This window comes from Variovorax sp. YR566 (assembly GCF_051992195.1).
Lineage (GTDB): Bacteria > Pseudomonadota > Gammaproteobacteria > Burkholderiales > Burkholderiaceae_C > Variovorax.
In genome coordinates, this window is record NZ_CP197092.1 from 3,075,656 (window position 1) to 3,102,303 (window position 26,648).

The 26,648-nt window shown below is 66.7% G+C and carries 28 protein-coding genes; 15 read left to right on the top strand and 13 right to left on the bottom strand.

Translation table 11 applies throughout. The features are described 5' to 3' along the window. The first annotated feature begins 102 nt into the window (after positions 1 to 102). Complete coding sequence (locus ACTG4X_RS14280) at positions 103 to 1,194, top strand: hypothetical protein (RefSeq protein WP_307614456.1); 1,092 nt, start codon at positions 103 to 105, stop codon at positions 1,192 to 1,194. Between the two features lie 7 nt (positions 1,195 to 1,201). On the opposite strand, the gene pdxR is transcribed toward ACTG4X_RS14280, so the two are convergent. Further along, positions 1,202 to 2,620: a MocR-like pyridoxine biosynthesis transcription factor PdxR gene (gene pdxR / locus ACTG4X_RS14285; protein ID WP_440534111.1), complete on the bottom strand. Its 1,419-nt coding sequence runs from the start codon at positions 2,618 to 2,620 to the stop codon at positions 1,202 to 1,204. Between the two features lie 92 nt (positions 2,621 to 2,712). Here pdxR and ACTG4X_RS14290 point away from each other — a divergent pair, with 92 nt between their 5' ends. Both ACTG4X_RS14290 and ACTG4X_RS14295 read left to right on the top strand, forming a co-directional pair. Beyond that, positions 2,713 to 3,456, top strand: coding sequence for an NAD-dependent epimerase/dehydratase family protein (locus ACTG4X_RS14290; protein ID WP_440534112.1), 744 nt, complete (start codon positions 2,713 to 2,715; stop codon positions 3,454 to 3,456). Then, the gene (locus ACTG4X_RS14295) at positions 3,453 to 3,983 is read left to right on the top strand and encodes a cupin domain-containing protein (protein WP_440534113.1); all 531 of its coding nucleotides are present in this window, start codon (positions 3,453 to 3,455) and stop codon (positions 3,981 to 3,983) included. Before ACTG4X_RS14290 ends, ACTG4X_RS14295 begins: the two co-directional genes overlap by 4 nt. Before the next feature lies 1 nt (position 3,984). Here the strand turns inward: ACTG4X_RS14295 and ACTG4X_RS14300 are convergent, their stop codons facing one another. Further along, positions 3,985 to 4,344, bottom strand: coding sequence for a DUF2845 domain-containing protein (locus ACTG4X_RS14300; RefSeq protein WP_440534114.1), 360 nt, complete (start codon positions 4,342 to 4,344; stop codon positions 3,985 to 3,987). A gap of 65 nt (positions 4,345 to 4,409) precedes the next feature. Next, a complete protein-coding gene (locus ACTG4X_RS14305; protein ID WP_440534115.1) occupies positions 4,410 to 5,288 on the bottom strand; it encodes a hypothetical protein in 879 nt (292 codons plus the stop codon). A gap of 158 nt (positions 5,289 to 5,446) precedes the next feature. Between ACTG4X_RS14305 and ACTG4X_RS14310 the strand changes: the two genes are divergently transcribed. Together ACTG4X_RS14310 and ACTG4X_RS14315 are read left to right on the top strand one after the other, a co-directional pair. Next, the gene (locus tag ACTG4X_RS14310; protein WP_426392522.1) at positions 5,447 to 5,920 is read left to right on the top strand and encodes a cupredoxin domain-containing protein; all 474 of its coding nucleotides are present in this window, start codon (positions 5,447 to 5,449) and stop codon (positions 5,918 to 5,920) included. Between the two features lie 225 nt (positions 5,921 to 6,145). Then, entirely contained in the window at positions 6,146 to 6,526 is a 381-nt protein-coding gene (locus ACTG4X_RS14315) for a helicase SNF2 (protein WP_258349943.1), read from the top strand. Between the two features lie 83 nt (positions 6,527 to 6,609). Here ACTG4X_RS14315 and ACTG4X_RS14320 read toward each other — a convergent pair whose 3' ends face one another. Beyond that, positions 6,610 to 6,999 (bottom strand): DUF427 domain-containing protein, encoded by a 390-nt coding sequence (locus ACTG4X_RS14320; RefSeq protein WP_093052527.1) that lies wholly within the window; start codon positions 6,997 to 6,999, stop codon positions 6,610 to 6,612. Between the two features lie 242 nt (positions 7,000 to 7,241). After that, positions 7,242 to 7,559 carry a DMT family transporter gene (locus tag ACTG4X_RS14325; RefSeq protein ID WP_097199444.1) on the bottom strand — a complete coding sequence of 106 codons (318 nt, stop codon included), beginning with the start codon at positions 7,557 to 7,559 and terminating at the stop codon, positions 7,242 to 7,244. A gap of 91 nt (positions 7,560 to 7,650) precedes the next feature. Between ACTG4X_RS14325 and ACTG4X_RS14330 the strand changes: the two genes are divergently transcribed. From ACTG4X_RS14330 to ACTG4X_RS14340, 3 genes are read left to right on the top strand one after another with little or no spacing between them, the layout of a single operon-like run. Next, a complete protein-coding gene (locus tag ACTG4X_RS14330) occupies positions 7,651 to 8,052 on the top strand; it encodes a winged helix-turn-helix transcriptional regulator (RefSeq protein ID WP_093080363.1) in 402 nt (133 codons plus the stop codon). 40 nt (positions 8,053 to 8,092) lie between these two features. Beyond that, entirely contained in the window at positions 8,093 to 9,061 is a 969-nt protein-coding gene (locus tag ACTG4X_RS14335) for a Bug family tripartite tricarboxylate transporter substrate binding protein (RefSeq protein ID WP_440534116.1), read from the top strand. Positions 9,062 to 9,106: 45 nt separating this feature from the next. Further along, positions 9,107 to 9,772: an FABP family protein gene (locus ACTG4X_RS14340; RefSeq protein ID WP_440534117.1), complete on the top strand. Its 666-nt coding sequence runs from the start codon at positions 9,107 to 9,109 to the stop codon at positions 9,770 to 9,772. A 4-nt stretch (positions 9,773 to 9,776) separates the two neighbouring features. On the opposite strand, the gene ACTG4X_RS14345 is transcribed toward ACTG4X_RS14340, so the two are convergent. Then, entirely contained in the window at positions 9,777 to 10,925 is a 1,149-nt protein-coding gene (locus ACTG4X_RS14345) for an aromatic ring-hydroxylating oxygenase subunit alpha (protein WP_440534118.1), read from the bottom strand. Positions 10,926 to 11,041: 116 nt separating this feature from the next. Between ACTG4X_RS14345 and ACTG4X_RS14350 the strand changes: the two genes are divergently transcribed. After that, positions 11,042 to 11,977, top strand: coding sequence for a LysR substrate-binding domain-containing protein (locus ACTG4X_RS14350; protein WP_440534119.1), 936 nt, complete (start codon positions 11,042 to 11,044; stop codon positions 11,975 to 11,977). On the opposite strand, the gene ACTG4X_RS14355 is transcribed toward ACTG4X_RS14350, so the two are convergent. From ACTG4X_RS14355 to ACTG4X_RS14370, 4 genes are all read right to left on the bottom strand, one after another. Beyond that, on the bottom strand, positions 11,965 to 13,020 hold the full coding sequence (locus tag ACTG4X_RS14355; RefSeq protein ID WP_354338357.1) for a porin: 1,056 nt from the start codon (positions 13,018 to 13,020) through the stop codon (positions 11,965 to 11,967). The genes ACTG4X_RS14350 and ACTG4X_RS14355 overlap by 13 nt on opposite strands. 123 nt (positions 13,021 to 13,143) lie before the next feature. Beyond that, positions 13,144 to 14,019, bottom strand: coding sequence for an amidohydrolase family protein (locus ACTG4X_RS14360; protein WP_307614469.1), 876 nt, complete (start codon positions 14,017 to 14,019; stop codon positions 13,144 to 13,146). A gap of 17 nt (positions 14,020 to 14,036) precedes the next feature. Then, complete coding sequence (locus ACTG4X_RS14365) at positions 14,037 to 15,014, bottom strand: Bug family tripartite tricarboxylate transporter substrate binding protein (RefSeq protein ID WP_440534120.1); 978 nt, start codon at positions 15,012 to 15,014, stop codon at positions 14,037 to 14,039. Between the two features lie 141 nt (positions 15,015 to 15,155). Continuing rightward, positions 15,156 to 16,073: a LysR family transcriptional regulator gene (locus ACTG4X_RS14370; RefSeq protein ID WP_440534121.1), complete on the bottom strand. Its 918-nt coding sequence runs from the start codon at positions 16,071 to 16,073 to the stop codon at positions 15,156 to 15,158. A gap of 88 nt (positions 16,074 to 16,161) precedes the next feature. On the opposite strand from ACTG4X_RS14370, the gene ACTG4X_RS14375 reads away from it, so the two are divergent. The 4 genes from ACTG4X_RS14375 (at position 16,162) to ACTG4X_RS14390 (ending at position 21,078) form a co-directional block, all read left to right on the top strand. Next, on the top strand, positions 16,162 to 17,553 hold the full coding sequence (locus ACTG4X_RS14375; RefSeq protein ID WP_440534122.1) for an acyclic terpene utilization AtuA family protein: 1,392 nt from the start codon (positions 16,162 to 16,164) through the stop codon (positions 17,551 to 17,553). Further along, a complete protein-coding gene (locus ACTG4X_RS14380) occupies positions 17,550 to 17,915 on the top strand; it encodes an AtuA-related protein (RefSeq protein WP_440534123.1) in 366 nt (121 codons plus the stop codon). The genes ACTG4X_RS14375 and ACTG4X_RS14380 overlap by 4 nt, the downstream gene beginning before the upstream one ends. Positions 17,916 to 17,963: 48 nt before the next feature. Then, positions 17,964 to 18,929 carry a Bug family tripartite tricarboxylate transporter substrate binding protein gene (locus tag ACTG4X_RS14385; RefSeq protein WP_354338365.1) on the top strand — a complete coding sequence of 322 codons (966 nt, stop codon included), beginning with the start codon at positions 17,964 to 17,966 and terminating at the stop codon, positions 18,927 to 18,929. Positions 18,930 to 18,993: 64 nt separating this feature from the next. Beyond that, positions 18,994 to 21,078: an alpha/beta hydrolase domain-containing protein gene (locus ACTG4X_RS14390; protein ID WP_440534124.1), complete on the top strand. Its 2,085-nt coding sequence runs from the start codon at positions 18,994 to 18,996 to the stop codon at positions 21,076 to 21,078. Here the strand turns inward: ACTG4X_RS14390 and ACTG4X_RS14395 are convergent. Beyond that, positions 21,075 to 21,851: an NAD(P)H-dependent oxidoreductase gene (locus tag ACTG4X_RS14395; protein WP_440534125.1), complete on the bottom strand. Its 777-nt coding sequence runs from the start codon at positions 21,849 to 21,851 to the stop codon at positions 21,075 to 21,077. The two genes, ACTG4X_RS14390 and ACTG4X_RS14395, sit on opposite strands and share 4 nt — an antisense overlap. An 89-nt stretch (positions 21,852 to 21,940) precedes the next feature. On the opposite strand from ACTG4X_RS14395, the gene ACTG4X_RS14400 reads away from it, so the two are divergent. Next, a complete protein-coding gene (locus ACTG4X_RS14400; protein WP_440534126.1) occupies positions 21,941 to 22,834 on the top strand; it encodes a LysR family transcriptional regulator in 894 nt (297 codons plus the stop codon). 22 nt (positions 22,835 to 22,856) lie between these two features. On the opposite strand, the gene ACTG4X_RS14405 is transcribed toward ACTG4X_RS14400, so the two are convergent. After that, positions 22,857 to 24,836 carry an ATP-binding protein gene (locus tag ACTG4X_RS14405; RefSeq protein ID WP_440534127.1) on the bottom strand — a complete coding sequence of 660 codons (1,980 nt, stop codon included), beginning with the start codon at positions 24,834 to 24,836 and terminating at the stop codon, positions 22,857 to 22,859. 269 nt (positions 24,837 to 25,105) lie between these two features. Here ACTG4X_RS14405 and ACTG4X_RS14410 point away from each other — a divergent pair, with 269 nt between their 5' ends. Further along, the gene (locus tag ACTG4X_RS14410) at positions 25,106 to 26,104 is read left to right on the top strand and encodes an OmpA family protein (RefSeq protein ID WP_440534128.1); all 999 of its coding nucleotides are present in this window, start codon (positions 25,106 to 25,108) and stop codon (positions 26,102 to 26,104) included. A 21-nt stretch (positions 26,105 to 26,125) separates the two neighbouring features. Here ACTG4X_RS14410 and ACTG4X_RS14415 read toward each other — a convergent pair whose 3' ends face one another. Next, the gene (locus tag ACTG4X_RS14415; RefSeq protein ID WP_177142350.1) at positions 26,126 to 26,620 is read right to left on the bottom strand and encodes an Lrp/AsnC family transcriptional regulator; all 495 of its coding nucleotides are present in this window, start codon (positions 26,618 to 26,620) and stop codon (positions 26,126 to 26,128) included. Positions 26,621 to 26,648 lie beyond the last annotated feature (28 nt).

Here is a 26,648-nt window from a genome sequence, read left to right on the forward strand (position 1 = left end):
GTGCTTGTGCTTTTTGTTTCGCTGCGCATCTTAGCGGCCATGCGTGCCAATTTGCGCGTGTGTAGCATCGCGGCCTGAGATTCACCCCCGCACATCTTTCCCATGCCGAATGCAGAACAGACCCCTCAGTCGAGCTTTCTCTACTTCACGGGCCAGGGCTCGGACAAGGTCTACCAAGTGCACCTGCGCCCCAAGGACGACGGTTGGGTGGTCGACTACGGCAACGGCCGGCGAGGCGGCACACTCTCAACCGGCACCAAGACCAGCAGCCCGGTCGCCTACGAGGCGGCGCTGAAGATCTACGACAAGGTCGTGAAGGAAAAGACGTCGAAAGGCTACACACCCGACCAGTCCGGCGCGCTCTACACCTCGACCGACCTGGCCGGCCGCATGAGTGGCGAGCTGCCGCAACTGCCCACGCTGATCCTCGAAGAGCAGGCCGCGCGCTACTTCGACGACCCGGGCTGGGGCCTGCAGGAAAAGGCCGATGGCGAGAACCGCATCCTGCTGATCGAGGGCGAGGCGGTGCGCGGCACCAACCGGCGCGGACTGTTCGTCGACATTCCGCAGGCCTGGGTCGGCGTTGCAGATGCGCCCGCGGGGCGCACCGTGGTTGCCGGCGAGCACGTGGGCGATGCCTTCATGGCCTTCGACCTGCTGGAGCTCGGCGGGCAAGACCTGCGCGCCGCGCCGTTCATCGAGCGCTTCGGGCATCTGCGCAAGGTCGCTGAGCTTGTTTCGTGGATGACCGTGCTCGAACTCGAACTCACCGCCGAGGGCAAGCGCCGCCGCGCCGCCGAGTTGCTGGCCGCGCATGGCGAAGGCTACGTGCTCAAGGCGCTCGACGCGCCGTTCTCCGCGGGCCGCAGCACCACCAGCCTGAAGTTCAAGTTCAACCAGAGCGCGACCTGTGAGGTGATCCGCGTCAACGCTCAGCGCTCGGTGGCCGTGGGGCTGCGCGACGAGGCGGGCGTGATGATCGACCTGGGCAACGTGACCGTGCCGCCCAACGAGGCGCTGCCGGCCGTGGGCATGCTGGTCGAGGTGCGCTATCTCTACCGCTATGCGGGCGGCAAGTTCGAGCAGCCCGTCTACAAGGGCCAGCGGCCGGACATGACGCCTGCAGACGCAGTGCTGTCGCAGGTCACGCGCATCAAGGATCGAAGCGCGGTCCTCGACGACGAAACGGCCTGAGCGCCGGTCAACCCGAAGAACCGAAAGCCGCGCGCAGCTTCGCCGCGAGCCGGTTCGCTTCAGCGGCGGTGGCGATGTTGGTGAAGCCCATCAGCAGGCCCTGGTCGGCAGGCCCCGCAACGCCGCGTGCCGACAGCGGCTGGCAGTTCAGCCCCGCCTGCTGTGCGCGGCGGGCCAGCGCCACATCGCCTTCACGGCGCCCGTCGAATCGCGCGATCAGGTGCATGCCGCCACTGCGCAGGTCGACGCGCACCGTGTTGCCGAAGGCCTTCAGCAAGCCGGCCACGAGCATTGCGCGCCGCCGTGCATAGAGCAGGCGCATCTTCTTCAGGTGGCGCGAGAAGTGCCCCTCGCGCATGAAATCCGCCACCACGGCTTGCGTGATCTGCGGACTGCCGTTCGACCATGCGCGCGCGGCCTCCTCGAAGCGCGCACGCAGCGATTCGGGAACGACCAGGTAGCCCAGCGCCAGCCCGGGGTAGAGTACCTTCGAGAAGCTGCCCGCGTACAGCACGCGGTCGTGGCCGTCGAGGCTCTTGAGCGCCGGCAGCGGCGCTCCGGCATAGCGGTACTCGCCGTCGTAATCGTCCTCGATGATCCACGCGTTCGCCTGCGAGGCCCATTCGAGCAGCTGCAGCCGGCGAGAGAGCGTCATCGACACGCCCAGCGGCGCCTGGTGCGAGGGTGTGACGACGGCCATGCGTGCCTTCGGTGCCTTGCGCAGGCCGCGCGCGACGACGAGGCCGTCTTCGTCCACCGGCACGGGCACCGTGCGCTGGCTGGCGGCGCGTAGCACTTCCTGCGTCGGCGGAAAGCCCGGGTCTTCGATCCACACGCGGTCGTCTTTCTTCAGCAGCGTGCGCGCGACGAGCGCGAGCGATGCGCGGTAGCCGCCCGTCACCAGCACCTGAGAGGCGTGGCACGACACGCCGCGCGACACCAGCAGATAGGCCGCGATGGCTTCGCGCAGCGGGGGGTAGCCGCAAGGGTCACCGTAGAACATGTCGGCCGCGTTCGTGGCCCGCGCACGGCGGGCCGTGAGGCGCGACCACAGCTTGCGCGGGAACGCGTCGAGCGCCGGAATGCCCAGCTGCATGGGTGGCGGCTCGCCCGGCTGTTTGAGAGCATCGCCGGACGCCCGTGCATCCGTGCGCCGGGGCTCCCGCCGTGCTGCCCTATGCAGCGGCAGCGACGGCGAAACCACGGTGCCCGCCTGCCCGCGCGAAGAAAAATAGCCTTCGCCCATCAGCTGGTTGTAGGCCGTCTCGACGGTGCCGCGCGCCACGCCGAGCTCACCGGCCAGGCTGCGCGCCGATGCCACGCGGTCGCCGGGGCGCAGCGTGCCTTGTTCGATGGCGCTTCGGTAGCGCTCGTAGATCTGGCGGAACAGCGGCGTTTCTTTCGCGCGGTCGAGCTTCGGTGTCATGGCCTGGTCATTTTCAAGATTCTTGGCTCTTTTCGATGGGGCATCGTAAATCCATGATCGACCTTCCAAACAGCCTGGAAGGAAGAAACGCAATGAGCGAGAAGGTATTTTTGGCAGGCGCCACCGGAGCGGTCGGCGCCGCGCTGGTTCCGTTGCTTATCGAAGCGGGCTATACCGTGCATGGCAGCACGCGTCGCGCTGACCATGCGGGCGTGCTGGAGGCGCAGGGCGTGCATCCGGTCGTCGTCGACGTGTTCGACGCTGCGGAGTTGCGGGCCGCGCTGGTGCGCATCGCGCCGTGGGGAGTGATCCATCAGCTCACCGACCTGCCCAAAGACCTGGATCCCGGCCGCATGGCCACGGCTGCGGTGTTCAATGCGCGTGTGCGCACCGAGGGCACACGCAACCTCGTGGCCGCCGCGCAGGCTTCGGGTACGAAGCGGCTGGTGGCGCAGAGCATCGCCTGGGCCTATGCGCCCGGCCCCAAGCCATTTACGGAAGAGCAGCCGCTCGATACGGAGGCGGAAGGTGTGCGCCGCATCAGCGTCGACGGCGTGGTTGCGCTGGAGAAATGCGTGATGGCTGCGCAGGGCATGACCGCCACTGTGCTGCGCTATGGGCAGCTCTACGGTCCGAACACTTCGACCGATACACCCAAAGGCCCGAGCCCGTTGCACGTCGCGGCCGCGGCGCGGGCTGCGTTGCTGGCATTGCAGCGTTCGACCGGCGGCATCTTCAACATCGCCGAAGACGGCGCCGAGGTCAGCACCGAGAAGGCAAAGCGCACGCTGGGCTGGCGTGCCGATGCGCGGCTGTCTCAAGGAGCCATGCCATGAACGCGATGTCTCTCTTCCTGCGCCACCGTGCGCGCGCCGGGCTTGCGGCGCTGACTGTTGCAGCCATGGGTTGGGCATTGCTGCCGCACGCGAGCAGGCAATCGACCGTGCAGTTCATCGACGACATCTGCAGCGCCGTGAGCCGACCGATGTTCGCATCGGCGCCGGCCCCCGAAGGCTCAGCCGCCGCGGCACGGCCGCAGACCTCGACCAAGGTGATCTCCTGCGAGGCGCTGCCCAACGTGCCCGGCAAGTCGGTCACCACCGTCCTCGTCGACTTTCCGCCGATGGCCTATTCGCCGGCTCACAGGCATCCGGGCTCGGTGACCGCCATCATTCTGGAAGGCACTGTGCGCTCGCAGCTGGCCGGCGGTCCGGTAGGCGACTACAGGCCCGGCGAGACCTTCTTCGAGCCGCCGCGCACGCTGCATCTGTTCGCGGAGAACCCCGATCCGGTGAAACCTGCGAAGCTGGTGGCGGTGTTCGTGGCGGAAGAGAACTGCGGGCCGCTGCTGCTGCCACCCTGAGCTACCGCACCCGGTCTCCGTCGCGCACCGACTCCACCGCGCCGTTGTAGAAGCGAACGATGCCCAGGAAGTTGCCCTGGCCGCGGTGGTAGACCCAGTCTTCCATCGGCACGCACTGCTGCGTTATCACTTGCTGCGCGGGGCCACCGGGGTAGGGCGACAGCACCCACGCCACCTGCGGGCGGGGCACACAGACGAACTCCTTCGACATCGGCTCGCCGCACTTCTGCACCACAGAGAACTTGGAGTCGCCGACGCCCGAGAGCGAGCCGTTGCAACTCAGCGATTGGGCCGATGCGCTGCCGGTGTTCGCGAGAGCGAAAAGAGAAAGGAAGAGGGTGCTCGCGGCGAATTTGCGCATGGTGTCGATGGGCTCCTTGAGCAGCCTGGGACTGCGGTGGGCCCCGATAGTTTCTCTTGCCGTCATCACGACCGCGGGCCACGCAGCTTGGCGACGCCGAAGCCCAGCGCCAGAGCCGCGCAGAGAAAAACCAGCAACGCGAGCCAGACCGACCGCGTGAACGCATAGGTGCCCAGCGTGGCGCTCGCGGCGAGCGCCACGGCCAGCCATTCGAGCACCGGGTCGATCCAGCTTCTGGGCTTGCTGCTGCGTTGCGCGGCCAATGCGCGTTCGTGTTTCTCGATCTGCTGCTGGGTTTGCGGCTTTCGCGGCTTTCGTTGCCTTGGGTCGGGGAAGAGAGCTCTCAGCGCCGGCGTGGGCCATGCGTCGTCCGGCGATGCGCCGATGCCCGCCAGTTGCCAGACCGCGTCCGCATCGCGGCGCGAGAGATCCGGCATGAGGCCATCGAGCACCTTCTTGTCGTTCAAGCGGTCGATGGAGGCCAGCTCGGCGCGCAGCCACGGCTCTGCATCGGCGGCATCAGGCAGCCCCTGGGTCCGCAGCAGGATGTGGTCCGCGAAGCCGTGTGCGGTCCAGGCTTCGAAGCCTTCGTAGAGAGGTCGGTAGCGCTCGCCGACGGCCGCGATCACGGCTTCGCGCCGCGATGCGAGCCGCTGCAGCGCGGTGGTTTTGTCGGTGATGAGGTACGGGTAGGCGGCGTCGGCGCCGAACTCTTCCTGGCATTCCTCGCGCTCGATGGCGCTGTCTTCATCATCGATGTCGTATGCCTCGACGAAGCGTGCGTGGCGGATGTCGCTCTCGCTGAAGAGCGCCCGCCAGAACAACGGAAAGAAGGCATTGGCCTCGAGCTCCCCGCCATGGCCGAAGAAGCCGCGCCATTCGTTGCGGCTGCCTTCGGGCATGCGGGGCAGGGTCGAGCTGGACAGGTAGACGGGGTGGGACATCTTCTTCGCTCCGGGCAAGGGGCGGGCGCCATCTTACGGGCGCGGGCGCAGATTGCTTTCTTGTAATCCGCGTGTCAGGCGATGGCCGGATGGGCTTTCCAGAATCCAGCGCGTGCAGTTCTCATCACTCGTCATTCATCACACAAGGAACACCATTCATGAAACGCGCATTCCTCACCACCACCGCTTTCGCCACGTTGCTCGCCGCATCTGTCACAGGCGCCGCCGCATCGGGCACGCACGACAACGCTATCGGCAAACCCGGCGTGGCCGCCAAGGCGACTCGCACGGTCCAGGTCGACATGACCGATGGCATGCGCTTCACGCCAGCCGACATCAGCGTCAAGCAGGGCGAGACCGTGCGCTTCGTGGTCAGAAACTCCGGCAAGCTGAAGCACGAGTTGGTACTTGGCACCCAACAGGACCTGAAGGCGCACTACGCTTCCATGATGAAGAACCCCGAGATGGAACACGCCGAGCCGAACATGGTGACGCTCGCGCCAGGCAAGACCGGCGAGGTCGTCTGGCAGTTCACCAAGGCGGGCAAGGTCGACTTCGGATGCCTGCAAGCGGGGCACTACGACGCGGGGATGAAGGGCGTGGTGAACGTGGCCAGTGCCGAGGGCAAATAGGCATGGGCGCGGCGCGATTGTTTCCGCCGCATGAACGCCGCGGTTCCTTTTGCTGCGGGTTTTTACCTACTCATCGGCTCACAATTCATCTCACAGACCAGCCCACAAGCGAATCTGGATGAACAGGCCCCGAGCGAGGTGGCCGCCCCCCGAAGGGACGGTGACCCACCCAAGACCGGTTCGAAATCATCCCGTATGCAAAGAACTGAATTGAAGGAAATCCAAATGACCGCCTCGAAGCTCCTCTCCGCCATCTCCCTCGCACTGCTGGCTGCTGCCGGTGCCGCTCATGCCGAAAGCTATGACGGCGTGCATCAACTGACCTCGGCCACCAGCCGCGCCGACGTTGCCAGCCAGGCTGTGGTAGCCGCCCGCAGCGGCAACCCCTACGCTGACGGCGCCAACTCGGGCCCCGTGCAACTGATCGCCTCGACGACCAGCCGCGCTGCAGTCCGTGCTGAAGCGGTGGCTGCCGCCCACAGCGAGAACCCGTATGCCGAAGGCGTGACCTCGCGTGTCGCTCCGGTGCTGGCAAGCGGTGTCGATCGTTCCACCGTGCGTGCCGCAGCCCGCGCTGCTGCTCGTGGTGACGCTCTGCCGCTGTAATCGACAACGGCAACGCGCATAAATAAAAGCCGGGCCCTGCGAAAGCGGGGCCCGGCTTTTTGTTTGTTTGTCCAGGGGGCGAGCTAGTAGACGCGTTCTTCGATCGGCCCCACGCGGTCCGGATAGAACGCCACGTAGTCCTTGATCTGCGAGACATGCTCGTACGGCGACTCGTAGGTCCACACCGCATTCACCGAGCGCTCGCCGCCGGCCGGAATGCTGTAGTAGTTGCACTCGCCCTTGTACGGGCAGTAGGTTGCATGAGACGTGCGCTCGAGCAGCGACATCTTCACGTCCTTGCGGGGTATGTAGTGCACGGTTCCGAAGTGCGCCTCGCGCAGCGTCAGCGCTTCGCGCGTATCGGCGACGACGCAGCCATCGACCGACACCACCACGCGAAGCGGGTTGGGTGCAATGGTGATCGGATGGTCGGGGCCGGGGGTCTTGATGGTGCGTTCTGCGGTAGCGAACATGAGAAAGCTCCTTCGGGCAATCGGGGTGACGCAAGAATCGGCGGATGCGCATCTTGCCGCGATGCCGTGGCGATTAGAAGTAGCCAGAAAATCGGCCCATTCGCGACATGGTTAAAGACCGCGAATTCATTTGAATGGCTCTGGGAGCCTTTCGGATTGTGATTCAGCATGTAAGGAATACTGAAGTTCCATATCTTCGGTGCGCAGGTTGCGTGTGGTCACGAATGTGTGTGCTTCACGCATCAGCCTTCGATGAATCGAAGGCCCACGGTACCGCCGATTACCAGCGCGATGCATGCCATTCGCGGTGCGGAAAGGGCCTCGCCGAAGAACAAAACGCCCATCAGCACCACGCCCACCGAGCCGATGCCGGTCCAGATTGCGTAGGCCGGGCCCAGCGGCAGGTAGCGCAGCGCCCTGGCCAGCAGGTAGATGCTGAGCAGCGCGGTCGATACGCCGACGACCGACGGCACGAGCCGTGTCCAGTCTTCCGATTGCTTGAGTGCGGCGGCCATCGCGATCTCGACGAGACCTGCCGCCAGTAGAAATATCCAACCCATGAAAAAACTCCTTCGATGCTGTTGCAGGTAGAGCTGAGCCGGATAATTCCGGGCCGGGCACCGATCAACAAGTACGCACCTTTTGGTAACCATGGGAAATTCAAAGACGCCATCGAAGAAGTCTGAGCCTGTGGAAGAAGCCGAGGCAGCACCCGCCGATGTGTGGAATGCCGACTGCCCTTCGCGCCGCGTGCTGGAGCTCATTGCCAACAAGTGGGCGTTGCTGGTCATTCCGCTGTTGCGCGGCAAGCCGCAGCGCAACAACGAGCTGCTGCGCAAGGTGGGCGGCATCTCGCAGAAGATGCTCACTCAGACCCTGCGCGACCTCGAGCTCAACGGGCTGGTGCTGCGCGAAGACCACCAGACGGTGCCGCCGCACGTCGAGTACAGGCTCAGCCCGCTCGGCCTGTCATTGAGCAAGACGCTGATCGCCGTAGACCGCTGGGCCGAGGCGAACCATGCGCAGATCGACGCGGCGCGGCACCGTCAGTGATACCTTCGCCCGACCTCGAGCGATCCATCGAAGGACCGAAGTGAAGAAGAACAAACTCGCCACGCTGTTGCTCGCTGGCCTAGTGGCCGCCAGCGCCTGGGCCCAGGACTGGCCCGCCAAGCCCGTGCGCGTGATCGTGCCCGCGCCGGCCGGCAGCTCGCTCGACCTGATCGTGCGCACGCTGGCCGACCGCCTGCGCGTGATGTGGAAGCAGCCCGTGGTGGTCGAGACCAAGGCAGGCGCGGGCGGCCTGATCGGCATGGACACGGTGGCCAAGGCGCCGCACGACGGCTACACGCTCGGCATCGGCTTCAACGGCCCGATTGCCTTCGGCCCCTACATGTACGCACGCATGCCCTATGCGCCCGCGCGCGACCTTGTGCCCATCGTGCTCACGACCTCGCAGCCCAACGTGCTGGCGGTGCAGGCGGGCAACCCCGCGAACACGCTGCCCGAGTTCGTCGAATGGGCGAAGAAGCGCGGCAGCAAGTTCAGCTATGCATCGGTGGGCGCGGGCAGTTCGTCGCATCTCACGATGGAGTTGTTTCGCAGCGCGGCGCATATCGAGGCGGTGCACGTGCCGTACTCGGGTTCGCCGCCCGCGGGGCTGTCTCTGGCGGCCGGCGACACGCAGGCGCTGTTCACGGTGGCGCCCGCGCTGCTGCCGCTGATCCAGGGCCAGCGCGTGAAGCTCATTGCCGTGACCAGCGCCAGGCGCTCTGAACTCATGAAAGACCTGCCCACCGTGGCCGAGTCGGGCTACCCGGGTTTCGAGTCGCTGGCCTGGAACGGCTTGTTCACCGCCAGCGGCACGCCACCCGAGGTGGTGCGCCGCATCAATGCCGACGTCAACGCCGTGCTGCAGGAGCCGGCCGTGCGCGAGCTGCTGGCCAACCAGGGGCTGGTGGCGGGTGGCGGCTCGCCGGAAGAATTCAAGGCCTTCATCGACAGCGAAGGCCGCAAATGGGGTGCGATCATTGCCAAGGTTGGCATCCGCCTCGACCAATAACAAGCTCACAAACCCACGCCAGAAGACTCCAGGAAGAGAAAGAACATGGAACAGCAGTTTCCCCGCGATATCTACACGGAACCCGAGCCCGATCCGCACACGCTCGCCAACCTGGGCCCGCTCACGGGCCTGGCGGGCCTGTGGATCGGCAAGGCCGGCCACGACGTGAGCCCGAAGGAAGACGGCCCCGAGGCCGAGGCCTACATCGAGCATGCGGAGTTCCAGCCCATCGACGCGCAGACCAACGGGCCGCAGATCTTCTACGGGCTGCGCTACCACCTGCGCATCGTCAAGCCCGACGACGTGGAAACCTTTCATGACCAGGTCGGCTATTGGCTGTGGGAGCCCGCCACGGGCGCGCTGATCCAGACGCTGTCGATCCCGCGCGGGCTCACGGCCATGGCCACGGGGCACGCGAAGGCCGAAGACCGCAGCTTCAGGCTCGAAGCTGTGCGCGGCGGCGAGACCAACGGCATCGTGGCCAACCCGTTCCTGGAGCATGCGTTCAAGACGCTGCGCTACAGCATCGAAGTGACCATCCACGACGACGGCAGCTGGTCGTACGAGCTTGAAACGGTGCTCAGCGTGCTCGGAAAGCCCGAGCCCTTCAGCCACACCGACCGCAACACGCTGCGCAAGATCGGCGAGCCCACGCCGAACCCGACTGCACAGGCTGCAATGGCGGCAATGGCGGCAAACGCCGCAGCCTGAGCCGCTACTTCGCGAGTGCCGCTTCCACGTCCGCGTGGAACTTGGCCGAGCACCACTCGGTCGCGCCGAAGTACAGCGACGCTTGCGCACCGCTCGCGAGCGTCGATTGCGCAGACACGCCGAGCGCGAAGTCTTCGTCGAGCGCGCCCCAGAACGATTCGACGTTCTTGCGCCAGTAGTTCACCGACTTCTCGGTCTTCGGAAGCTCGGGAACGAGCGTGCTCGCGATCAGGCGCGAGCGCCCCGGCGATTCGGGCAGCACGGTGAACGCGTTGGCGTGGTCGCCCTCGTGCAGGATGAAAGTCGCCGGGAAGAAGTAGTAAATGATGTTCGAGTGCGGCCCCACCTGCCATGCCTGCGTGGGCGTGCCGCGCAGGCCTTCGATGCTGCGCTTGGGCAGGAACAGGCGCTGGTGCTGCCGGTCGTGGTCGGCCATCAACAGGTTGTCGTAGAACAGCGCGGCGATGCTGTTGCGATGCGCGTACTGGAAGTGATACGTCTCGAGGTTGGCTTCGAAAGGGATCTTCCAGTTGGCTGCGTTGTCGAAGGCGCGCTGGTGAAACGGCACCCAGCTGTCGTAGCCCCATGAGCGCAGGTCGGCGCCGAATCGCCCCAGCCAGTTGTCGATGTCGATCCTGGCGCTTTCGCCGTTCGCCACCACACGGGGGATGGCCCAGACGAAGCCCAGCGCTTCGGCAACCGGCACGCGCGCCAGGCTGCAATCCGATGCTGGCGCATGCGGAAAGTCTTCCGCCGACGGGCGCCCGCGCAGCGTGCCATCGAGCCCGTAGGTCCAGCTGTGGTATGGACAGATCAGGGCGCGTTGATTCGATGCGCCGGGCGGCTTCAACCGCGCGCCGCGGTGGCGGCAGGCATTGACGAAGCCGTTGAGTTCTCCTTCTTGCCCGCGCACGAACACCAGCGGCATGCCGGCCACGTCGATGGCGAACGAATCGCCGGCATTCGGGAGAGACGCCGAAGGGCACAGCGCCAGCGGATAGCGCCTGAAGATGCGTTCGACCTCCCGCTCATGGCGTTCAGGATCGAGATAGCGCGTCACCGGACTGACGCCCGGCTCACCGCGCTCGCTGCCGCCGGTCTCGATCAGCGCGAGAGCGCGCCGGATCAGTGCAATCTGTTCTTCATGCTGCATGCGCGCGATTGTGGCGAGCGAGTCGTGCGGCGGCTTGCTTCAACTGGTCGTGTTTCTCTGCCCGGATAGAACAAACACGCATAGCTCATAACCGGTTATATCGATAGCCTCAGGGCATGGACCTGAAACAGCTGGAGTACTTCATCCGCGTGGCCGAACTCGGCAGCTTCACCCGCGCGTCGGACGTCATCGACATCGCGCAGCCCGCATTGAGCCGCCAGGTGCGCCAGCTGGAAGTGGAGTTGCGGCAGAACCTGCTGGTGCGCAACGGCCGCGGCGTGGTGACCACGGATGCCGGCAAACGCTTGCTGGAGCATGGCCGCGGCATCCTCCACCAGGTCGAGCGGGCACGGGAAGACATGAGCCTCATGCGGGATGCGCTGGCCGGTCGGGTCGCCGTCGGCCTGCCGCCCAGCGTGGCCGGTGTGCTGACGGTGCCGCTGGTGCGGGCCGTGCGTGAGCGGCTGCCCGATGCGGCGCTGTCGATCACCGAGAACCTCTCGACGGCGATGCAGGAATCGCTGCTCACCGGCCGGCTCGACATTGCGCTGCTCTACAACCCGCAGCCTTCGCCCGACGTGGACAGCGAGACGGTGCTGGAGGAAGACCTGTTCCTGGTCAGCGCGACCAAGGGCACTGGGCCGGCGCGGCGTGGCGCGCCACTGGCCTTGCATCAGCTGGCCGAGCTGCAACTGGTGATCCCGACCCGGCCCAATGCGATCCGCATGCTGGTCGAGGCGGAGCTTGCTGCTATTGGCCGGCGGCCGCAGATCGCGCTGGAGATCGACGGCGTTCCGGCCATCCTCGCGCTGGTGGCCGATGGCGCCGGCCATGCCGTGCTGTCGCGCAATGCGGTCACCCTCGCGGGACGATCGCAGCGCTATGCGATCAGGCCCATCGTCAAGCCCGGCCTGCGCAGCCGGCTGGCGCTGGCGACCAGTTCGCAGCGGCCAGTCACGCGCACGCAGCGGGCCATGGGGGAACTGCTGCGCGAGCTCGTGCAGCAGCACCTCGGTGCCAATGCAGTGGCCGATGCAGCTCAGAAACGGTGACGCATGCCCACACCCACGCTGCCGCTGTTTCGAAAACCGGTCAGCCGGTCTTGCATGTAGACCGCGTACAGGTCGGTCCGCTTTGACAGAAAGTGGTCATAGCCGGCCGTCCAGGTGGTGCGGTGTGTTTCGGCGGCGCCCGTCACCTTGCGCTCGGTGCGCGCCACCGAGGCGAGGAAACGCCCTGCACCCACCGGAACCGCCGCGCCCAGCTGCGCGGTATTGGCGGTAGTGCGAATGTCGGGCGTGCGGGTGCGCTGCAACTGGCCGTACAGCTGCACGGCCTTGAAGTCGTAGGAGGCGCCGATCAGCGCGGCATCCTGCCGGCCGATGGTCGTGGTGAAGCCGGGGCCCGTCTTGGCCTGCTGCACCGACACCACGGCGGCAAAGGGCCCGGCCGCGTAGTTGAGGGTCAGGTTCAGGTTGCGGATGCCTTCGCGGTCCTGCACTTCGCCCATGCCGTAGAGCAGGCTGGCGCGCAGCCCGGCGAAGGTAGGCGAGGTGTATTGCACGGCATTGCTCCACACGCTGTCGCCGAGCACGGCGCGGTTGTACGTGGGCTGCCATGTGTGGAGCATGACGGGCGAGAACTGCAGCGACACGCCGAACGGATTGAAGGCGCCGCTGGCCACGAACATCGGATTGGTCTGCCGGCCGAGCGACAGCTGGCCGAAGCCGCCGGCCAGGCCCACCCACGCGTTCCGCGAGAAGTACGGGTCGGTGCTGTTGCGCCCGAAGGTGCCGGAGTCGGTCTGGAAGAAGCTTTCCAGTGCGAACTGCGCCTGCAGCCCATCGCCGAGGCTCTCGCTGCCTCGTACGCCCCAGTACGCCGTCGTCATGCCGCCGCTGCCGAGCACCTTGGTGCGGCCGGGCTCGTCGCTGCGCTGCATCGATCCGACGAAGGCATCGAGCAGGCCGTAGATCTGCACGCTGGCCCCAGGGTCTGCGGCAGTCTGTGCCCACGGGGAATGCGTGGTGGTGCACAGAGCCAGCACCGGCAGGGCGCGCAGCGAAAGTGCCTGAAGGCGGGAAAGTCTTCTCATGTCGTCTGTCTCCTCGTTGTGATTCGTAGCCTGCAAGGGCGCAGGCGCGCGCATCCGCACGCCACGGTTGTGCCGTGGCGTGGGGGCGGTGTCAGTGGCGTGTACGAGGCGCGGCGGCGGCGCTCAGTCGTACCAGTACAGGCGGCTCGGGTTGTCGACCAGCAGCTTGCGAAGCTGCGTCGGGTCGTCGCTGAACAGCGGCAGCAGATCGACCAGCTTGCCGTCGTCGGGCATTTCGCGCACGTTGGGGTGTGGCCAGTCGGTGCCCCACAGCACGCGGTCGGGCGCGGCTTCGATCAGCCGGCGCGCGAAGGGCACGGCATCCGCATAGGGCTGGCCCTGGGTCGAGAGGGTCTGCGAGATGCGCTCGGCGCCGCTCACCTTGACCCACGCGCGCTCGTCGCGCATCAGCTCCAGCATCATCTCGCAGGCCTTTTGGTCGAGGCCGTGCTCGACCATCGTGCGGCCCATGTGGTCGATGACGAAGGGCACCGGCAGCGTGTCGAGGAATGCGCGGTAGGTGACAAGGTCATCTGCGTCCAGATGCAGCACCAGGTGCCAGCCCAGCGGCCGGATGCGCTCGGCCATGCGCAGCACCGTGGGCAGGTCGGGCGCGCCGCCCAGGTGCTGCACGAAGTTGAAGCGCACCGAGCGCACGCCGGCCTTGTGCAGCGCGGCGAGTTCGGCATCGGTGATGCCCGCGCCCACCATGGCCACGCCGCGATAGGTGTCGGGCGATTGCGCAATGGCGTCGAGCATGGCGCGGTTGTCATGGCCATGCACGCTGGCCTGCACCAGCACCACGCGTTCGATGCCCAGCAGTTCGTGTAGGGCGCGCAGCTTTGCGGCGGGCGCATCGGGCGGCGTGTAGCGGCGGTTGTCCGAATACGGAAACACGTCACCGGGGCCGAACACATGGCAGTGCGCGTCGCAGGCGCCAGCGGGCAGGCGGAATGTGGGGCGGCTCGGGTTTGGATGGGGCGGGGCGATGGTTTTCATCAAGGCGGGCTCACTGCTTACTGCTTGGGAATGCCGGCGCGCTGGATCACGGCCGACCAACGTTGGATCTCGCTGTCGAGCAGCCGCGCCTGCTCTTGCGGTGTGCTGCCACGCGGCTCCACGCCGAGGTTCTGCAGGCGTTTCTTGACTTCGGGCGAAGCCAGCGCCGCACGGGCCTCCTGGTTCAGGCGGGCGATCACGTCGGGCGGTGTCTTGGCGGGCGCGGCCAGCGCGTTCCACGATGCGACCTGGAAGCCTGGCGTCCCGCTTTCCGCAACGGTCGGCACGTCCGGCAGGCTGGGCGAGCGCTTGTCGCCCATGACCGCCAGCGCGCGCATGGCCTTGCCTTCGATCTGCGAGAGAACGGGCGAGAGGATTTCCACCGCCACGTCGACCTGCCCGCCACGCAGCGCCGTGACCACGGCCGGCGTGCCGTTGAAGGGCACGACCTGCGCATCGATGCCGAGTGAACTCTTCAGCAGCTCTCCTGCCAGGTTCTGCGTACTGCCGACGTTGATGGTGCCGATGTTGAGCTGGCCTGGATGGGCCTTGGCGTGAGCCACCAGGTCGGTGAATGTCTTGAACTTGCTGTTGCTCGCGGCGAGTACCGCCATGTCGAAGTAGCCGAGCGTGGAGATCGGCGCGAAATCTTTCACCGTGTCGTAGGGCAGCGACTTGAACAGGCCCACGCTCACGGCATTGCCGTTGGACATCAGCAGCAGCGTGTGGCCGTCCGGCGGCGCCTTGGCTACCGTGTCGGAAGCCACCACGCCACCCGCGCCGGGCTTGTTGTCGACCACGATGCTCTGGCCCATCGATTCGGACATCTTCTGGGCCACGCTGCGCGCGACCAGGTCCGCGACGCCGCCGGCACCGAAGGGCACGACCAGGCGGATCGGACGCGAAGACAGGGGGGCGGCCAGCGCGGGCGATGCGCGCAAACCGGCGGCCAGGGTCAGCATCAGGCCGACGAAGCCGCGACGGGAATGTCTCATGTGTCTCCTTGTTGAACTTGTGTGCGGCCTTGCGCGCCGCCGACCCGAACTATTGCCCGTGGGTCAGCCCCCGGCAAGATCGCGTTCGCACTGGGAGATATAGTTTTTCGGCATGGCTGGGCGCTCGCGTGGCGCTCAGCGTCAATCCAGCCGCAGCGACCCCAGCCGCGCGACGATCAGGTCGTGCAGCGTCTGCGCAGCCACCGACAGGCTGCCTTCGCGCCGCTGCACCATGTAGAGCGTTCGCGTGAGGGAAGGCAGGGGCAGCGGCCGCGTCACCAGCGTCTCGCGCTGGAAGTGGAACAGCGTGAGCGCGGGCACCACGCTGATGCCCAGCCCGGCCTCGACCAGCCCCATCACGGTGGCCAGGTGCTCCACCTCGAACACCGCATTCAGCCTTTGCGGATGCAGCGCCGCGTCGAGCGCCTGCCGCACGCTGCTGTTGCGCGCCATCTGGATGAAGGGGTGGGGCGCGATCTTCTTCACCGTGAGGCGCGGCTCGCGCGCCAGCGGGTGGTCGGCGCGGCACACGAGGTGGAAGCGGTCGGTGCAGAGCTTGCGCGCACGCAGGTCGCTGTCTGCCGTGCCTCCGGCGCCCGAGGCGGCGAGCGCGAAGTCGGCCTGGCCGTTGCGCACCAGCGCGATGCAGGCGTCGGACAGCGCGTCGTCCAGGTCGATGCGGATGCCCGGCCAGGCTTGTATGAATTCTGCGAACACCGTGGGCAGCCAACCGGCCGCGAGTGAGGGCAGGGCCGCTACGCGCACGCGGCCCTTGCGGCGCTCCACGTGGTCGGCAAGGTCGCCCATGGCGCTGCCCATGTCGTCGAGCAGCCGGCGCGCGGAGCCCTCGAACAGCCGGCCTTCGGGCGTGAGCTGCACGCTGCGCGTGTCGCGGTCGAAAAGGCGGGTGCCGATTGCGTCTTCCAGCGTGCGGATCAGCGCGCTGAACGCGGGCTGCGAGAGATGGCTGCTCTGCGCCGCGCGCGTGAAGTTGCGGTGCTCTGCCAGCGCGAGAAAGGCGCGCAGCTGCCGCGTGGAGAGGTCGGGCGTCTTTCTCATCATGTCTCTCTTGTTATTTGAAAAGCGGATCAATCGATCCGTATTTTCGATTTTACGGATGACCGGCCGCTGCCTACAGTGCACGGCAATGAACTCCATTGATCCGCCCACGCTACTGATAGGTTGCGCCGCCGGCTTCTCGGGCGACCGCACCGATGCCGCCGGGCCGGTGGTCGACACGCTGATCGCTCGGCTGGCCAGCGGCCCCAAGGGGCAGCGCGCCTTCCTGATCTTCGAGACGCTGGCCGAGCGCACGCTCGCGCTGGCCCAACTGCGCCGCCGCGATAACCCTGAAGCGGGCTACGAGCCGCTACTCGACCACATGCTGCGCCCCGTGCTCGCGCGTTGCCTGGCGCATGGCATTCGCATCGTGAGCAACTTCGGCGCCGCCAACCCGCGCGCCGCCGCCCGGCACATTGCCCGCATGGCGCGCGAACTGGGTGCGAGCGCGCCGCGCATCGCGGTGGTGGAGGGCGACGACCTGTCGGGGCCCGAACACCGCGCGCTGCTGAACGAAGCGCTCGGCGCGCAGATGGAAGGGCTGCGCATGGTCAGCGCCAATGCCTACATCGGCGCCGAGCCGATTGCCGCCGCGCTCGACGCGGGCGCGCAGATCGTGGTGTGCGGCCGTGTGGCCGACCCGTCGCTCACCGTAGGGCCGGCCATGTCGCACTTCGGCTGGCGCGCCGACGACTGGGACCGGCTGGGCCGAGCGACCATGGCGGGGCATCTGCTCGAATGCGGTGCGCAGGTGTGCGGCGGCTACTTCGCCGACCCTGGCTACAAGAACGTGCCGGGGCTGGAAGCGGTGGGTTTCCCCATCGCAGAGATCGACGCCGACGGCCGCTGCACCATCGGCAAGGCCGACGGCACCGGCGGCCTCGTGAGCGAAGCCACGGTGAAGGAACAGCTGCTCTACGAAGTGCACGACCCTGCGGCCTACCTGACGCCCGACGTGGTCGCCGATATTGCCGACGCCGAAGTGCACGCGCTGCCCGGCGCGGATCGCGTTGCGCTCTCCGGCGTGCGCGGCCATGCGCGGCCGGGCCGCTACAAGGTCAACGTCTGCCATGAAGGAGGCTGGCTGGCTGAGGGCGAAATCTCCTATGCGGGGCCGCGCGCCGAGGCCCGTGCGCGGCTCGCGGCGGACGTGCTGCGCAAGCGCCTGGCCGGACTCGCGTTGCGCGTGGACCTGATCGGCGCGCTGAGCATCCTGGGCGACGACGCGGGCCGTGCGCTGGCGGACACACCCGACGCCGGCCTGCGCGACGTGCGCCTGCGCGTCGCGGCCACGCATGCCGATCGCGCGCAGGCCGAGCGACTGGCGCGCGAGGTCATGGCGCTCTACACCTGCGGCCCGGCAGGCGGCGGCGGCGTGCGCACCGCGCTCACGCCGCGGCTCAACACGCTGTCGTGCCTGCTGCCGCGCGAGGCGGTGCCGGTGCGCTTCGAACTGCTCGGCGAGGAGGCCCTGGCATGAACACCACTACCGACACCGTCGAAGTGCCGCTGTACCGCGCCGCGCACGGCCGCACCGGCGACAAGGGCGATCGCTCCAACATCAGTGTCATCGCCTGGCACGCCGAGCTCTATCCCTTGCTGGTCGAGCAGCTCACGCCCGAGCGCGTCGCCGCGCAATTCCACCACCGTGCGCCGTCGCAGGTGCAGCGTTTCGTGTTGCCGAAGCTGCACGCGATGAACTTCGTGCTCGACGCGGTGCTGGACGGGGGCGTCAACGACGCGCTGAACCTCGACGCACATGGCAAGGCGTTGTCCTTCCTGCTGCTCGACATGCCTGTTCGCGTGCCTCGTGCGCTTGTGCACTTGCTGGCCGGACCATAGCCGCAGCTCTTTTCTTTTCCCCTAGCCATTCCATCCGGAGACAAAACAATGAAACGATTTCCCCTCACCGTGCTGACCGCCGCACTGGCCCTGATGCCACTGCTGAGCCATGCGCAGGCCTTCCCCGAGAAGGCCATCACCTTCGTCGTGCCCTTCGCGGCCGGCACCGCCACTGACCAGATCGCACGCGCGCTCGGCAACCAGATCGCGGCGGAGACGAAGCAGGCCGTCATCATCGACAACAAGGCCGGCGCCAGCGGCTTCATCGCCTCGCAGAACGTGGCCAAGGCGCCCGCCGACGGCTACACGGTGCTCATCACCACCAACACCACGCACGCGGCCAATGAGCACCTGTTCAAGAAGCTGCCCTACGACCCGGTGAAAGACTTCGCGCCCATCGCGGCGCTCGGCAAGGGCGGGCAGATCATGGTGGTGAATCCCTCGTTCCCTGCGAAGAACGTGGCCGAGTTCATCGCGCTCGCGAAGAAGGATCCGGGCAAGTACAGCTTCGGCAGCGGCAGTTCGTCCAGCCGCATGGCGGGCGAGCTGCTGCAGCAGATGGCCGACATCAAGCTGCTGCACGTGCCCTACAAGAGCAACACGCTCGCTGTGACCGACCTGCTGGGCAGCCAGATCAACATGATGATCACCGACACGGCCACCGGCCTGCCGCAGGTCAAGGCCGGCAAGCTGCGCGCGCTGGGCATCTCCAGCTCGGCACGCTCGCCGCTCGCACCTGACGTGCCCACCATCTCCGAGGCCGGCGTGAAGGGCTACGAGATGGGCTACTGGTTCGCGGCCTATGCGCCCGCGAAGACGCCGCCCGCAGTGGTCAAGCGGCTCAACGAACTGCTGGTGAAGGCCGCGAAGAGCGAGGCTGCGAAGACCGCGTTCTACGAGCCGACCGGTACCGAGGTGTTCACGACCTCGCCCGAAGAGCTTGCGAAGTTCCAGGCCAACGAGTCCCAGAAGTGGGGCCGCATCGTGAAGTCGGCCGGCATCGAGGCCGAGTAGCCCGCGCGCCGTAGCGGGGACCGGCGCCGCAACACGACAAGACACACAACGAAGGAGACAAACCATGAAACGCTGGAGCCTTTGGGCTGCCACGGTGGCTTCGGCCGCCCTTTTTCTGAGCGCATGCGGTGGAAGCGGCGGAGGAGGTGGCGTGCTGCTGCCACCGCCCACCGCCACGACACCCACCACACCGCCCGTGACTGCCACCGCGCCCAAGTACAAGCTCGCCATCACCGCGACCGAAGACGTGCCCGGCACATTCGGCAGCGTGGGCGCCTACGAGAAGATCACCGGCACCTTCACCGGCGAGGTCGATCCGAAGGACGCTCGCAACGCCATCATCCAGGACCTGTCGCTCGCGCCGCTCAATGCGAACGGCAAGGTCGAGTACACGTCGGACTTCGTGCTCTTCAAGCCGAAGGACATGACGAAGGCCAGCGGCGTGCTGCGCTACGACGCGCCGAACCGCGGCAACATCGTGAGCCTCGATCCGTACTTCGCCTCGCGCGGCTACGTGTTCCTGACGGCCGCCTGGCAGGGCGATGTGCCGGCCGGGCCCGGCAAGCTCACGCTGAAGGTGCCGGTCGCGAAGAACGCCGATGGCAGCAGCATCACCGGCACCTACCGCGCCGAGTTGCTGCCTACCGCAGCGAACAACGATTCGCTGCCCTTGCCAGGCGGCCCGTTCAATGCGGCGATGCAGGCCTATGCCACCGCGAGCCTCGACAACACGAAGCCCGGCTATGTGCTCACTCGCCGCATCAACGAAGGCGACGCGCGCCAGCTCATTCCCGCGAGCGAGTGGAAGTTTGCGAAGTGCAGCGCCGCCACGCCGTTCCCCGGTACGCCCGATGAGACGAACGTCTGCCTCAAGGACAAATGGGACCCGGCCTACCTGTATGAACTGGTCTACATCGCGAAAGACCCGAAGGTCATGGGCCTGGGCCTCGCGGCGCTGCGCGACATGATCACCTTCTTCCACCGCGACGCGAGCGATGCGGCGGGCACGGCCAACCCGGTGGCTGCTGCCATCAAGAACACCATTGCCTCGGGCGTCTCGCAGTGCGGCAACTTCATGAAGACCTTCGTGCACTTGGGCTTCAACGAGGACCGTGCGGGCCAGAAGGTGTTCGACGGCGTGTTCGCGCAAATCGCGGCGCGGCAGACCAACATCAACATGCGCTTCTCCATTCCTGGCGGCGGCGGTGGCGTGCGCGCCGACCACACGGCCTTCGGCCAGGCCGGCACGCGCGGCCTTTCGAAGGACTACGTGGACGACGTGGCGCAGCGGCGCGGCGGCATTCTGTCGCGCTGCGAGGCGAGCGGCACCTGTCCCAAGCTCTTCATCGGCTTCAGCGGCACCGAGTTCTGGACCCTGCAGGGCTCGCCGCTGCTGACCGATGCCTGGGGCACGACCGACCTCGTGCAGCCCGGCAACGCGCGCATCTACTACTACGCGAGCACGCACCATCTGCTGGGCCTCCCGTCGCTGCCGGGCGCAAGCGCAGGGGCGCTGTATGCGACCAACGGCAATGCCGGCGTGATTCCGGTCGTGCGCGCGCTGTACCAGAACCTGGAAGACTGGGTCGTCAAGGGCACGACACCGCCCGACAGCCAGGTGCCGAAGCTGGCAGACACTACGCTGGTGCGGCCGCGGCAGGTCAAGTTCCCGGCGATTCCGGGCGTGAGCTACACGGGGCTGGTCAACACCTATTCGCTGCTGGACTGGGGCCCCAACTACAGGCCGCAGGACGAGAGCGGCATCGCCACGCAGGTGCCGCCGGCCTACCTGGGCCGCGACTACGCGATCCTGGTGCCGCAGGTGGATGCGGACGGCAACGACATCGCAGGCATCCGCAGCCTGGACGTCACCGTGCCGCTGGGCACGAACACCGGTTGGAACTACACCAACCAGCCGGGCAGGATCGACCAGGCGGGCCTGTTCGGGTCGTACTTTGCGTTTGCCAAGACGGCGGCGCTGCGCGGAAGTGATCCGCGCCCGTCGCTGCAGGAGCGCTATGTGGATCAGGCGGGCTACATCGCGGCCTTGACTGCGGCCGCCAATGATCTGGTGGCGAAGCGCTTCATGCTGCGTGTGGATGCCGACGCAGCGATTGCCAGCGCGATTGCCAACCCGGTGCTTCCTTAAGCCGAGTGCACCCCAAAGCCCGTCTCGCCCGGCGCGATGTCTTCGCGCAGGGTGAGCGCGGGAATCTCGTAGTCGCCGGCGTTCTGCCGGCGGAACGGGATCGGGTCTGTGGTGAACAGCGTGTCGAGCCGCTGACCCAATTCCTCGGTGATGCGTGCGTAGGCAGCCTCGTCGACCTTGTGCGTGCGATGCACCACGTACGGCGGCAGCACGTCGAATCCGGGGTAGTAGAGGATGCCGTGGTGGATGGGAAACAGCAGGTCGTCCATCGGCCCGTTGATGCCGCGCGGCGCGTAGTGCGATGCCCAGCCGCCGGTCGTCACCACCAGCATGGCGCGCTTGCCGGCCATCACGCCTTCGCCGAAGCGGTCGCCCCAGTGCGTGTCCGAATGCTCGCCGAGGCCATAGGCAAAGCCATAGGCGTAGATACGCTCGACCCAGCCCTTGAGGATGGCGGGCATCGAGTACCACCACAGCGGAAATTGCAGGACGACCGCGTCGGCCCACAGCAGTTTTTGCTGCTCGGCGGCGATGTCCGCGGTTTGCGTGCCGGCCTCGAAGGCATGGAGCGATTCGAGGGAGGGGTCGAAGCGCGCGGCGGTGTCGCGCGCGGGGAAGTCGTCGGCGTCGAGCGCGGGCTTCCAGCGCATGGCGTACAGGTCGGACACCTGCACTGAATGGCCCGGAGCCGCCAGGCGTTCGAGCATGAAGCGATGGAGCGCGCCATTGAGCGAGGCGGCTTCGGGGTGGGCAAGTACCAGAAGGATGTTCACGGTTTCACAAGGGTTCGAATGAAGATGCCCTCAGGTTAGGCTTCGTGGCGATATATTGGAAATGAATAGTCTGAATTCCAGGAATTGCCATGAACAATTTCAACCGCCTAGACCTCAACCTGCTGATCACGCTCGACACGCTGCTGGCCGAGCGCAATGTCACGCGTGCGGCCGGGCGGCTGAACCTGTCGCAGCCCTCGGTGAGCGTGCAGCTCGCCAAGCTGCGCGAAGCGTTCGACGACCCGCTGCTGGTGCCCGCGCAGCGCGGCATGCGGCCCACTGCGCGCGCCGATGAACTGCGCGAGCCTCTGCGCGAGGCGCTTGAATCGCTGGGCCGTGCAGTGGCGCCAACTCGGCCTTTCGATCCGGCCGAGGCGACCACCACCTGGCGCGTTGCCGCGGCCGACTATGCCGAGTTGGCCATCCTGCTGCCGGCGCTGGCCGGGCTGCGTGCCGCGGCGCCACACACGCGGCTGGCCGTGGTGGAGGCCGTGCCTTCGCGCATGGCGCGGCAGCTGGAGAGCGGTGAGGTCGACCTGTTCTTTCACACCAGCGTGGGCGCGCCGCGTGGCCTGCACGCGCGCGTGCTCTTCCACGAACGCTACGTGCTGGCCGGGCGGGCAGGGCATCCGCGCCTGAAGCGCCGGCCCACGCTCGCGCAGTTCTGCGCGCTGGAGCATGTGGTGGTGTCGCTCGCCGGCGGAGGCTTCGCCGGGCCAACGGACGAGGCGCTGGCCGAAAAGGGTTTGACGCGGCGCGTGGCGCTGTCGGTGCCGCACTTCCTCTTCATGATGTCGGTGCTGGCCAGCACCGACATGGTCGCGATGCTGCCCGAGCGGCTGGCGCGCGGCGCGGCCGGGCTGCGGATGGTGGAGGCGCCGCTCGAAGTGCCCGGCTACGAGATGGCGATGCTCTGGCACGAGCGCCGGCACCGCGACCCGGCGCACAAGTGGCTGCGCGAGCAGATCGTTGCGAGCCTCTGAGCCGGGCTCGGAAGGGGCGGGCTCAGAAAGCGCTGATGGCCTTGTCGGTTTCCGCCTTGCGGTGCAGCGGCAGCCACAGCGTGAAGCGCGTCCCCGTGCTGCCGGACTGCCAGCTCACCGTGCCACCGATCACCTGCGCGCGCCGCTGCTGGTTGCGCAGCCCTCGTCCGCTTCGGCGCAGGGCCTCTTCCACGTCGAAGCCTTCGCCGTTGTCTTCGATCACCACGTTCACGCCTTCATCGACCGTCGCGGTGCTCACGCAGATGACGGTGGCCCGCGTGTGGCGCAGCACGTTGGCCACGCATTCCTGCACGATGCGCAGGATGTGCAGCGCGCCGTCCGGGTCCAGCCAGGGCAGCGAGGGCACGGGTTGCACTTCCCATTGCAGCGTGATGCCGGCGCTCTCGATGCGCGGAGCCAGGCGAAAGCGCATGGTTGCCAGCAGGAGCAGCAGGTCGGCTTCCACGTTTTCCATGGAGTCGATCACCAGCCTCAGGTCTTCCATGCAACCCTTGAGCACGCGCGAAATCTCGGCCTCGCTCATGACGCCTCGCTCCACCGAGCGGATGGCGCTGATCAGCGAAGAGCCCAGCCCGTCGTGCATGTCCTGCATGAGGCGGCGGCGCTCGGCATTGAGCATGTGCTGGTTCTCGATCACGCGCAGCCGCTGGTAGCTTTGCTCCAGCTCGGCTTCGCGCGCCTGCAGGCGCTGGGCCAGGCCCTTGTTCAGCCGGGCCACTTCGGCGAACGCGCCTGTGTAGCGCTGGAACATGATGTACGAGAAGACGAAGAACAGGCTGATGATGGCGTAGGGAGAGGTGTACACGGCCTCCGGGCTGACCAGGTTGTTCTGCAGAAGCCCGTCATAGGAAGTGAATGCGACGGCGAAGACAGTCCAGCCCGCCACCAGGCGTCCCTCGGGCAGTTGCGCGCGCAGCGCCTTGCGCAGGTTCACCGCAAAGATCGTCACCGCGACGGGCAGCACCATCAGGTTGAGCAGGGGCGTGAACAGGTAGAGACTGACGATATCCGTCGACACATGGGGCAGCGTTGCGATATTGCAGGCCAGCGCCAGGGTCACCGACACACGGGTCAGCCAGGGTGATGGCTGCTGGTGCAGGCGCTGCAAGAACAGGTGGATGAGGACGATCAGCCAGAGCAGGCTGGCCACTGTCATCCATTCGAACCAGTCGTCCGAAATCGGGATGAAGCTGCCGCCCGCGTAGTAGTGAAGCGTGCGCAGGAAGGCGAGCGCCGAGATGGCAAAGAACAGCAGGTAGAGCGATTCGCGCCTCTTGAACAGCCACACCGCGAACGCGAATGCGCCAACCGCCAGGAACGCGGCGCTGCCCATGAAGGGCAACTGCACCTGGAGCAACTGGCGGATCTGGTAGCGCCAGCTCAGCGATTCCTCGTCGCCCACCCACAGGGTCGAAAAGCCGCTGCCGCTGTTGCGCAGGCGGTCGACGCGAATCAGCACAGATGCCGGGGCGGGCGTATTGGCGGTCGCGTTCAACGGCAGCAGGAGCGGATGGTTGTAGCCGTTGTGGATGGGGCTGCCATGCGACTGGTAGAGCAGCACGCCGTCGCCGTACACCGCGATGTTGCCCAGGGTTTTCCAGCGTGGGAGGTAGAGAAGCTGCTGCTGCGTCTTCGGCGTCAGCCCGGACAGTTCGATGCGGTACCAGTCGGTGACGGTTCGCTCGCCGCTCGACGCATTGGGCACCAGTTCGCGCCGGGCTGTGTGGGGGAGGCTGACCGTCTTCCAGCCATCGGTTGGCAGAGCGGCGTCCACGATATGCCGCGGAGGTGCGGAATAGCCCGTGCCGGAAACCGAGAGCAACTCGGCCTGCGTGATGTGGACAGGGCCGTCGTGCTGCGGCACCGCATCCGCCGGGAGTTCATCGGCGTACGCAAAAGACAGGAAGGCCAGCGGCAGGGCCAGCCAAAGCCTTGCGATCCACCGGCTGATTCGCCAACAGCCTTTGCTGCCTAGCCTCATAGATCGCTTCTGCCTCGGAAATCACTTTTCGCGTGCTGTGGATGCGCCGGACGATTGCCGGCACCGTGCTGTAGCCATCTTTTGACGAGCCCAGACTCCCGCTCACGCGGGCGGGCGCAATTATGTCCTCGCCCAGCCTTTCCGGCCAAACCGGGCAACTTGCCGCAAATTCTTGAATGGCATAGACCGTCCGTCGAATGCACAGCGGCGGCCTCGCCCCCTAGCATGGAGCGCGTCGCCGCTCTTGCCGCACTCTGCCCGATGCACCGATGAAAACGCTCGCGTTCCTGGCCAGCCTCGCCGGCATGGCATTGCTTTCGCTCGCCACGGGTGCCGCCGAGCCCGCCAAGGACCACCCGCTGGTTGGCCGCTACGAGGGCGCTGTGCTCGACGGCTACAAGGCCGCCGCCTACGACGAGGTCGGCCTCATCAAGGAGCCGTTCCAGAACTGGGCCGGCGGCAAGCCCGACCTGCTCAAGGTCGAGGGCAAGGTGACGCTCTACCTCTACAAGCTGCCGAAGGACCGTTCGCTCCTCGAAGTGCAGCGCAACTACGAGTCCAGCCTGAAGGCCAAGGGCTTCGAGGTGCTCTTTACCTGCGGCACGGCCAATGCCTCCTGCTACAAGCCGCGGCCAGGCAGCGTGGACACCAACACGCCCTACGACTTTGCGCTGGCCTTCGACGACCCCGAGTGGCCGCGCCTGGGCAGCCGCGGCGACTACGCGCGCAACTATTTTTCGGTGAGCGGCCGCTACCTGCTGGCGAAGAAGACCGGGCCCACGGGCACCGTCTACGCCAGCATCGCGCTGGCCGAACACAACGCCGATGTCGGCAACCACGCCTTCGTGCGCGTGGTCGAGAGCAAGGCGATGGAAGACAACAAGATCGTGTTCGTCGACGCGACGGCCATGCAGAAGAGCCTGGCGGAGACGGGGCGCGTCAATCTCTACGGCATCCTGTTCGACCTCGACAAGGACATCATCCGCCCCGAGTCGCAGCCCACGCTCGACGAGATGACCAAGCTGATGCGCAGCAACCCGCCGCTGAAGCTGTCGGTGGTGGGGCACACCGATGCGCAGGGCGAGGCGAAGCACAACGACGACCTGTCGAAGCGCCGCGCGCTGGCGGTGATCGCGGTGCTGGTAAAGGCCGGGGTGGACCCGCGCCGCTTCACCACGCGCGGTGCGGGCGCGTCAGAGCCGGTGGCACCCAACGGCAACGAGGCGGGGCGGGCGAAGAACCGGCGGGTGGAACTGATCCGCTTATGAAGGAGCTTGCTCGCACCGCCCTCAGATGACCGGCACGCTGGTTTCCTTCAGCACGCGCAGCACGAAGTGCGACTTGCTGTGCCGGATGCCCGGGATCTTGTAGAGCTTTTCGCGCAGCAGCCGCTCGTAGTCGCGCGTGTCGCGCACGGCGATGCGGATGTAGTAGTCGTAGTCGCCCGACACCAGATAGGCCTCCTGTATCTCGGGAATGGTCGCGAGCACGCGGCCGAAGTCGTACAGGGTCTCGTCGGTGTGGCTTTCGAGCGTGACCTGCACGATCACCGAGTCGTGATAGCCGAGCTTGGCCGGGTCCACGTCGACCGTGTAGCGCTTGATGACGCCGGAGGCTTCGAGCTTCTTGATGCGCGTCCAGCAACTGGTGGGCGACAGGCCGACCTCGTTGCCGATCTCCTGCAGGGTCTTGCGCGAGTCGAGCAGCAGCACGCGCAGGATCGCCAGGTCGGTCTTGTCAAAAGATCCTTCGTTGTCGCCGGGTGTTTGCCGATTGGTTTTCATTAATCGAGCTTAAAGAGCCAAAAGAAAG

Bases quoted from the DNA above. Each gene is read 5' to 3' on its own strand.
- ACTG4X_RS14295 (WP_440534113.1), top strand. From the start codon at position 3,453: ATGAACGCGATGTCTCTCTTCCTGCGCCACCGTGCGCGCGCCGGGCTT.
- ACTG4X_RS14305 (WP_440534115.1), bottom strand. From the start codon at position 5,288: ATGTCCCACCCCGTCTACCTGTCCAGCTCGACCCTGCCCCGCATGCCC.
- ACTG4X_RS14340 (WP_440534117.1), top strand. From the start codon at position 9,107: ATGGAACAGCAGTTTCCCCGCGATATCTACACGGAACCCGAGCCCGAT.
- ACTG4X_RS14390 (WP_440534124.1), top strand. From the start codon at position 18,994: ATGAAACGCTGGAGCCTTTGGGCTGCCACGGTGGCTTCGGCCGCCCTT.
- ACTG4X_RS14410 (WP_440534128.1), top strand. From the start codon at position 25,106: ATGAAAACGCTCGCGTTCCTGGCCAGCCTCGCCGGCATGGCATTGCTT.
- ACTG4X_RS14355 (WP_354338357.1), bottom strand. From the start codon at position 13,020: ATGAGAAGACTTTCCCGCCTTCAGGCACTTTCGCTGCGCGCCCTGCCG.
- ACTG4X_RS14405 (WP_440534127.1), bottom strand. From the start codon at position 24,836: ATGAGGCTAGGCAGCAAAGGCTGTTGGCGAATCAGCCGGTGGATCGCA.
- ACTG4X_RS14320 (WP_093052527.1), bottom strand. From the start codon at position 6,999: ATGTTCGCTACCGCAGAACGCACCATCAAGACCCCCGGCCCCGACCAT.
- ACTG4X_RS14370 (WP_440534121.1), bottom strand. From the start codon at position 16,073: ATGAGAAAGACGCCCGACCTCTCCACGCGGCAGCTGCGCGCCTTTCTC.
- ACTG4X_RS14315 (WP_258349943.1), top strand. From the start codon at position 6,146: ATGACCGCCTCGAAGCTCCTCTCCGCCATCTCCCTCGCACTGCTGGCT.
- ACTG4X_RS14310 (WP_426392522.1), top strand. From the start codon at position 5,447: ATGAAACGCGCATTCCTCACCACCACCGCTTTCGCCACGTTGCTCGCC.
- ACTG4X_RS14400 (WP_440534126.1), top strand. From the start codon at position 21,941: ATGAACAATTTCAACCGCCTAGACCTCAACCTGCTGATCACGCTCGAC.
- ACTG4X_RS14360 (WP_307614469.1), bottom strand. From the start codon at position 14,019: ATGAAAACCATCGCCCCGCCCCATCCAAACCCGAGCCGCCCCACATTC.
- ACTG4X_RS14375 (WP_440534122.1), top strand. From the start codon at position 16,162: ATGAACTCCATTGATCCGCCCACGCTACTGATAGGTTGCGCCGCCGGC.
- ACTG4X_RS14380 (WP_440534123.1), top strand. From the start codon at position 17,550: ATGAACACCACTACCGACACCGTCGAAGTGCCGCTGTACCGCGCCGCG.
- ACTG4X_RS14290 (WP_440534112.1), top strand. From the start codon at position 2,713: ATGAGCGAGAAGGTATTTTTGGCAGGCGCCACCGGAGCGGTCGGCGCC.
- ACTG4X_RS14330 (WP_093080363.1), top strand. From the start codon at position 7,651: ATGGGAAATTCAAAGACGCCATCGAAGAAGTCTGAGCCTGTGGAAGAA.
- ACTG4X_RS14325 (WP_097199444.1), bottom strand. From the start codon at position 7,559: ATGGGTTGGATATTTCTACTGGCGGCAGGTCTCGTCGAGATCGCGATG.
- ACTG4X_RS14385 (WP_354338365.1), top strand. From the start codon at position 17,964: ATGAAACGATTTCCCCTCACCGTGCTGACCGCCGCACTGGCCCTGATG.
- ACTG4X_RS14350 (WP_440534119.1), top strand. From the start codon at position 11,042: ATGGACCTGAAACAGCTGGAGTACTTCATCCGCGTGGCCGAACTCGGC.
- ACTG4X_RS14415 (WP_177142350.1), bottom strand. From the start codon at position 26,620: ATGAAAACCAATCGGCAAACACCCGGCGACAACGAAGGATCTTTTGAC.
- ACTG4X_RS14280 (WP_307614456.1), top strand. From the start codon at position 103: ATGCCGAATGCAGAACAGACCCCTCAGTCGAGCTTTCTCTACTTCACG.
- pdxR (WP_440534111.1), bottom strand. From the start codon at position 2,620: ATGACACCGAAGCTCGACCGCGCGAAAGAAACGCCGCTGTTCCGCCAG.
- ACTG4X_RS14365 (WP_440534120.1), bottom strand. From the start codon at position 15,014: ATGAGACATTCCCGTCGCGGCTTCGTCGGCCTGATGCTGACCCTGGCC.
- ACTG4X_RS14300 (WP_440534114.1), bottom strand. From the start codon at position 4,344: ATGCGCAAATTCGCCGCGAGCACCCTCTTCCTTTCTCTTTTCGCTCTC.
- ACTG4X_RS14345 (WP_440534118.1), bottom strand. From the start codon at position 10,925: ATGCAGCATGAAGAACAGATTGCACTGATCCGGCGCGCTCTCGCGCTG.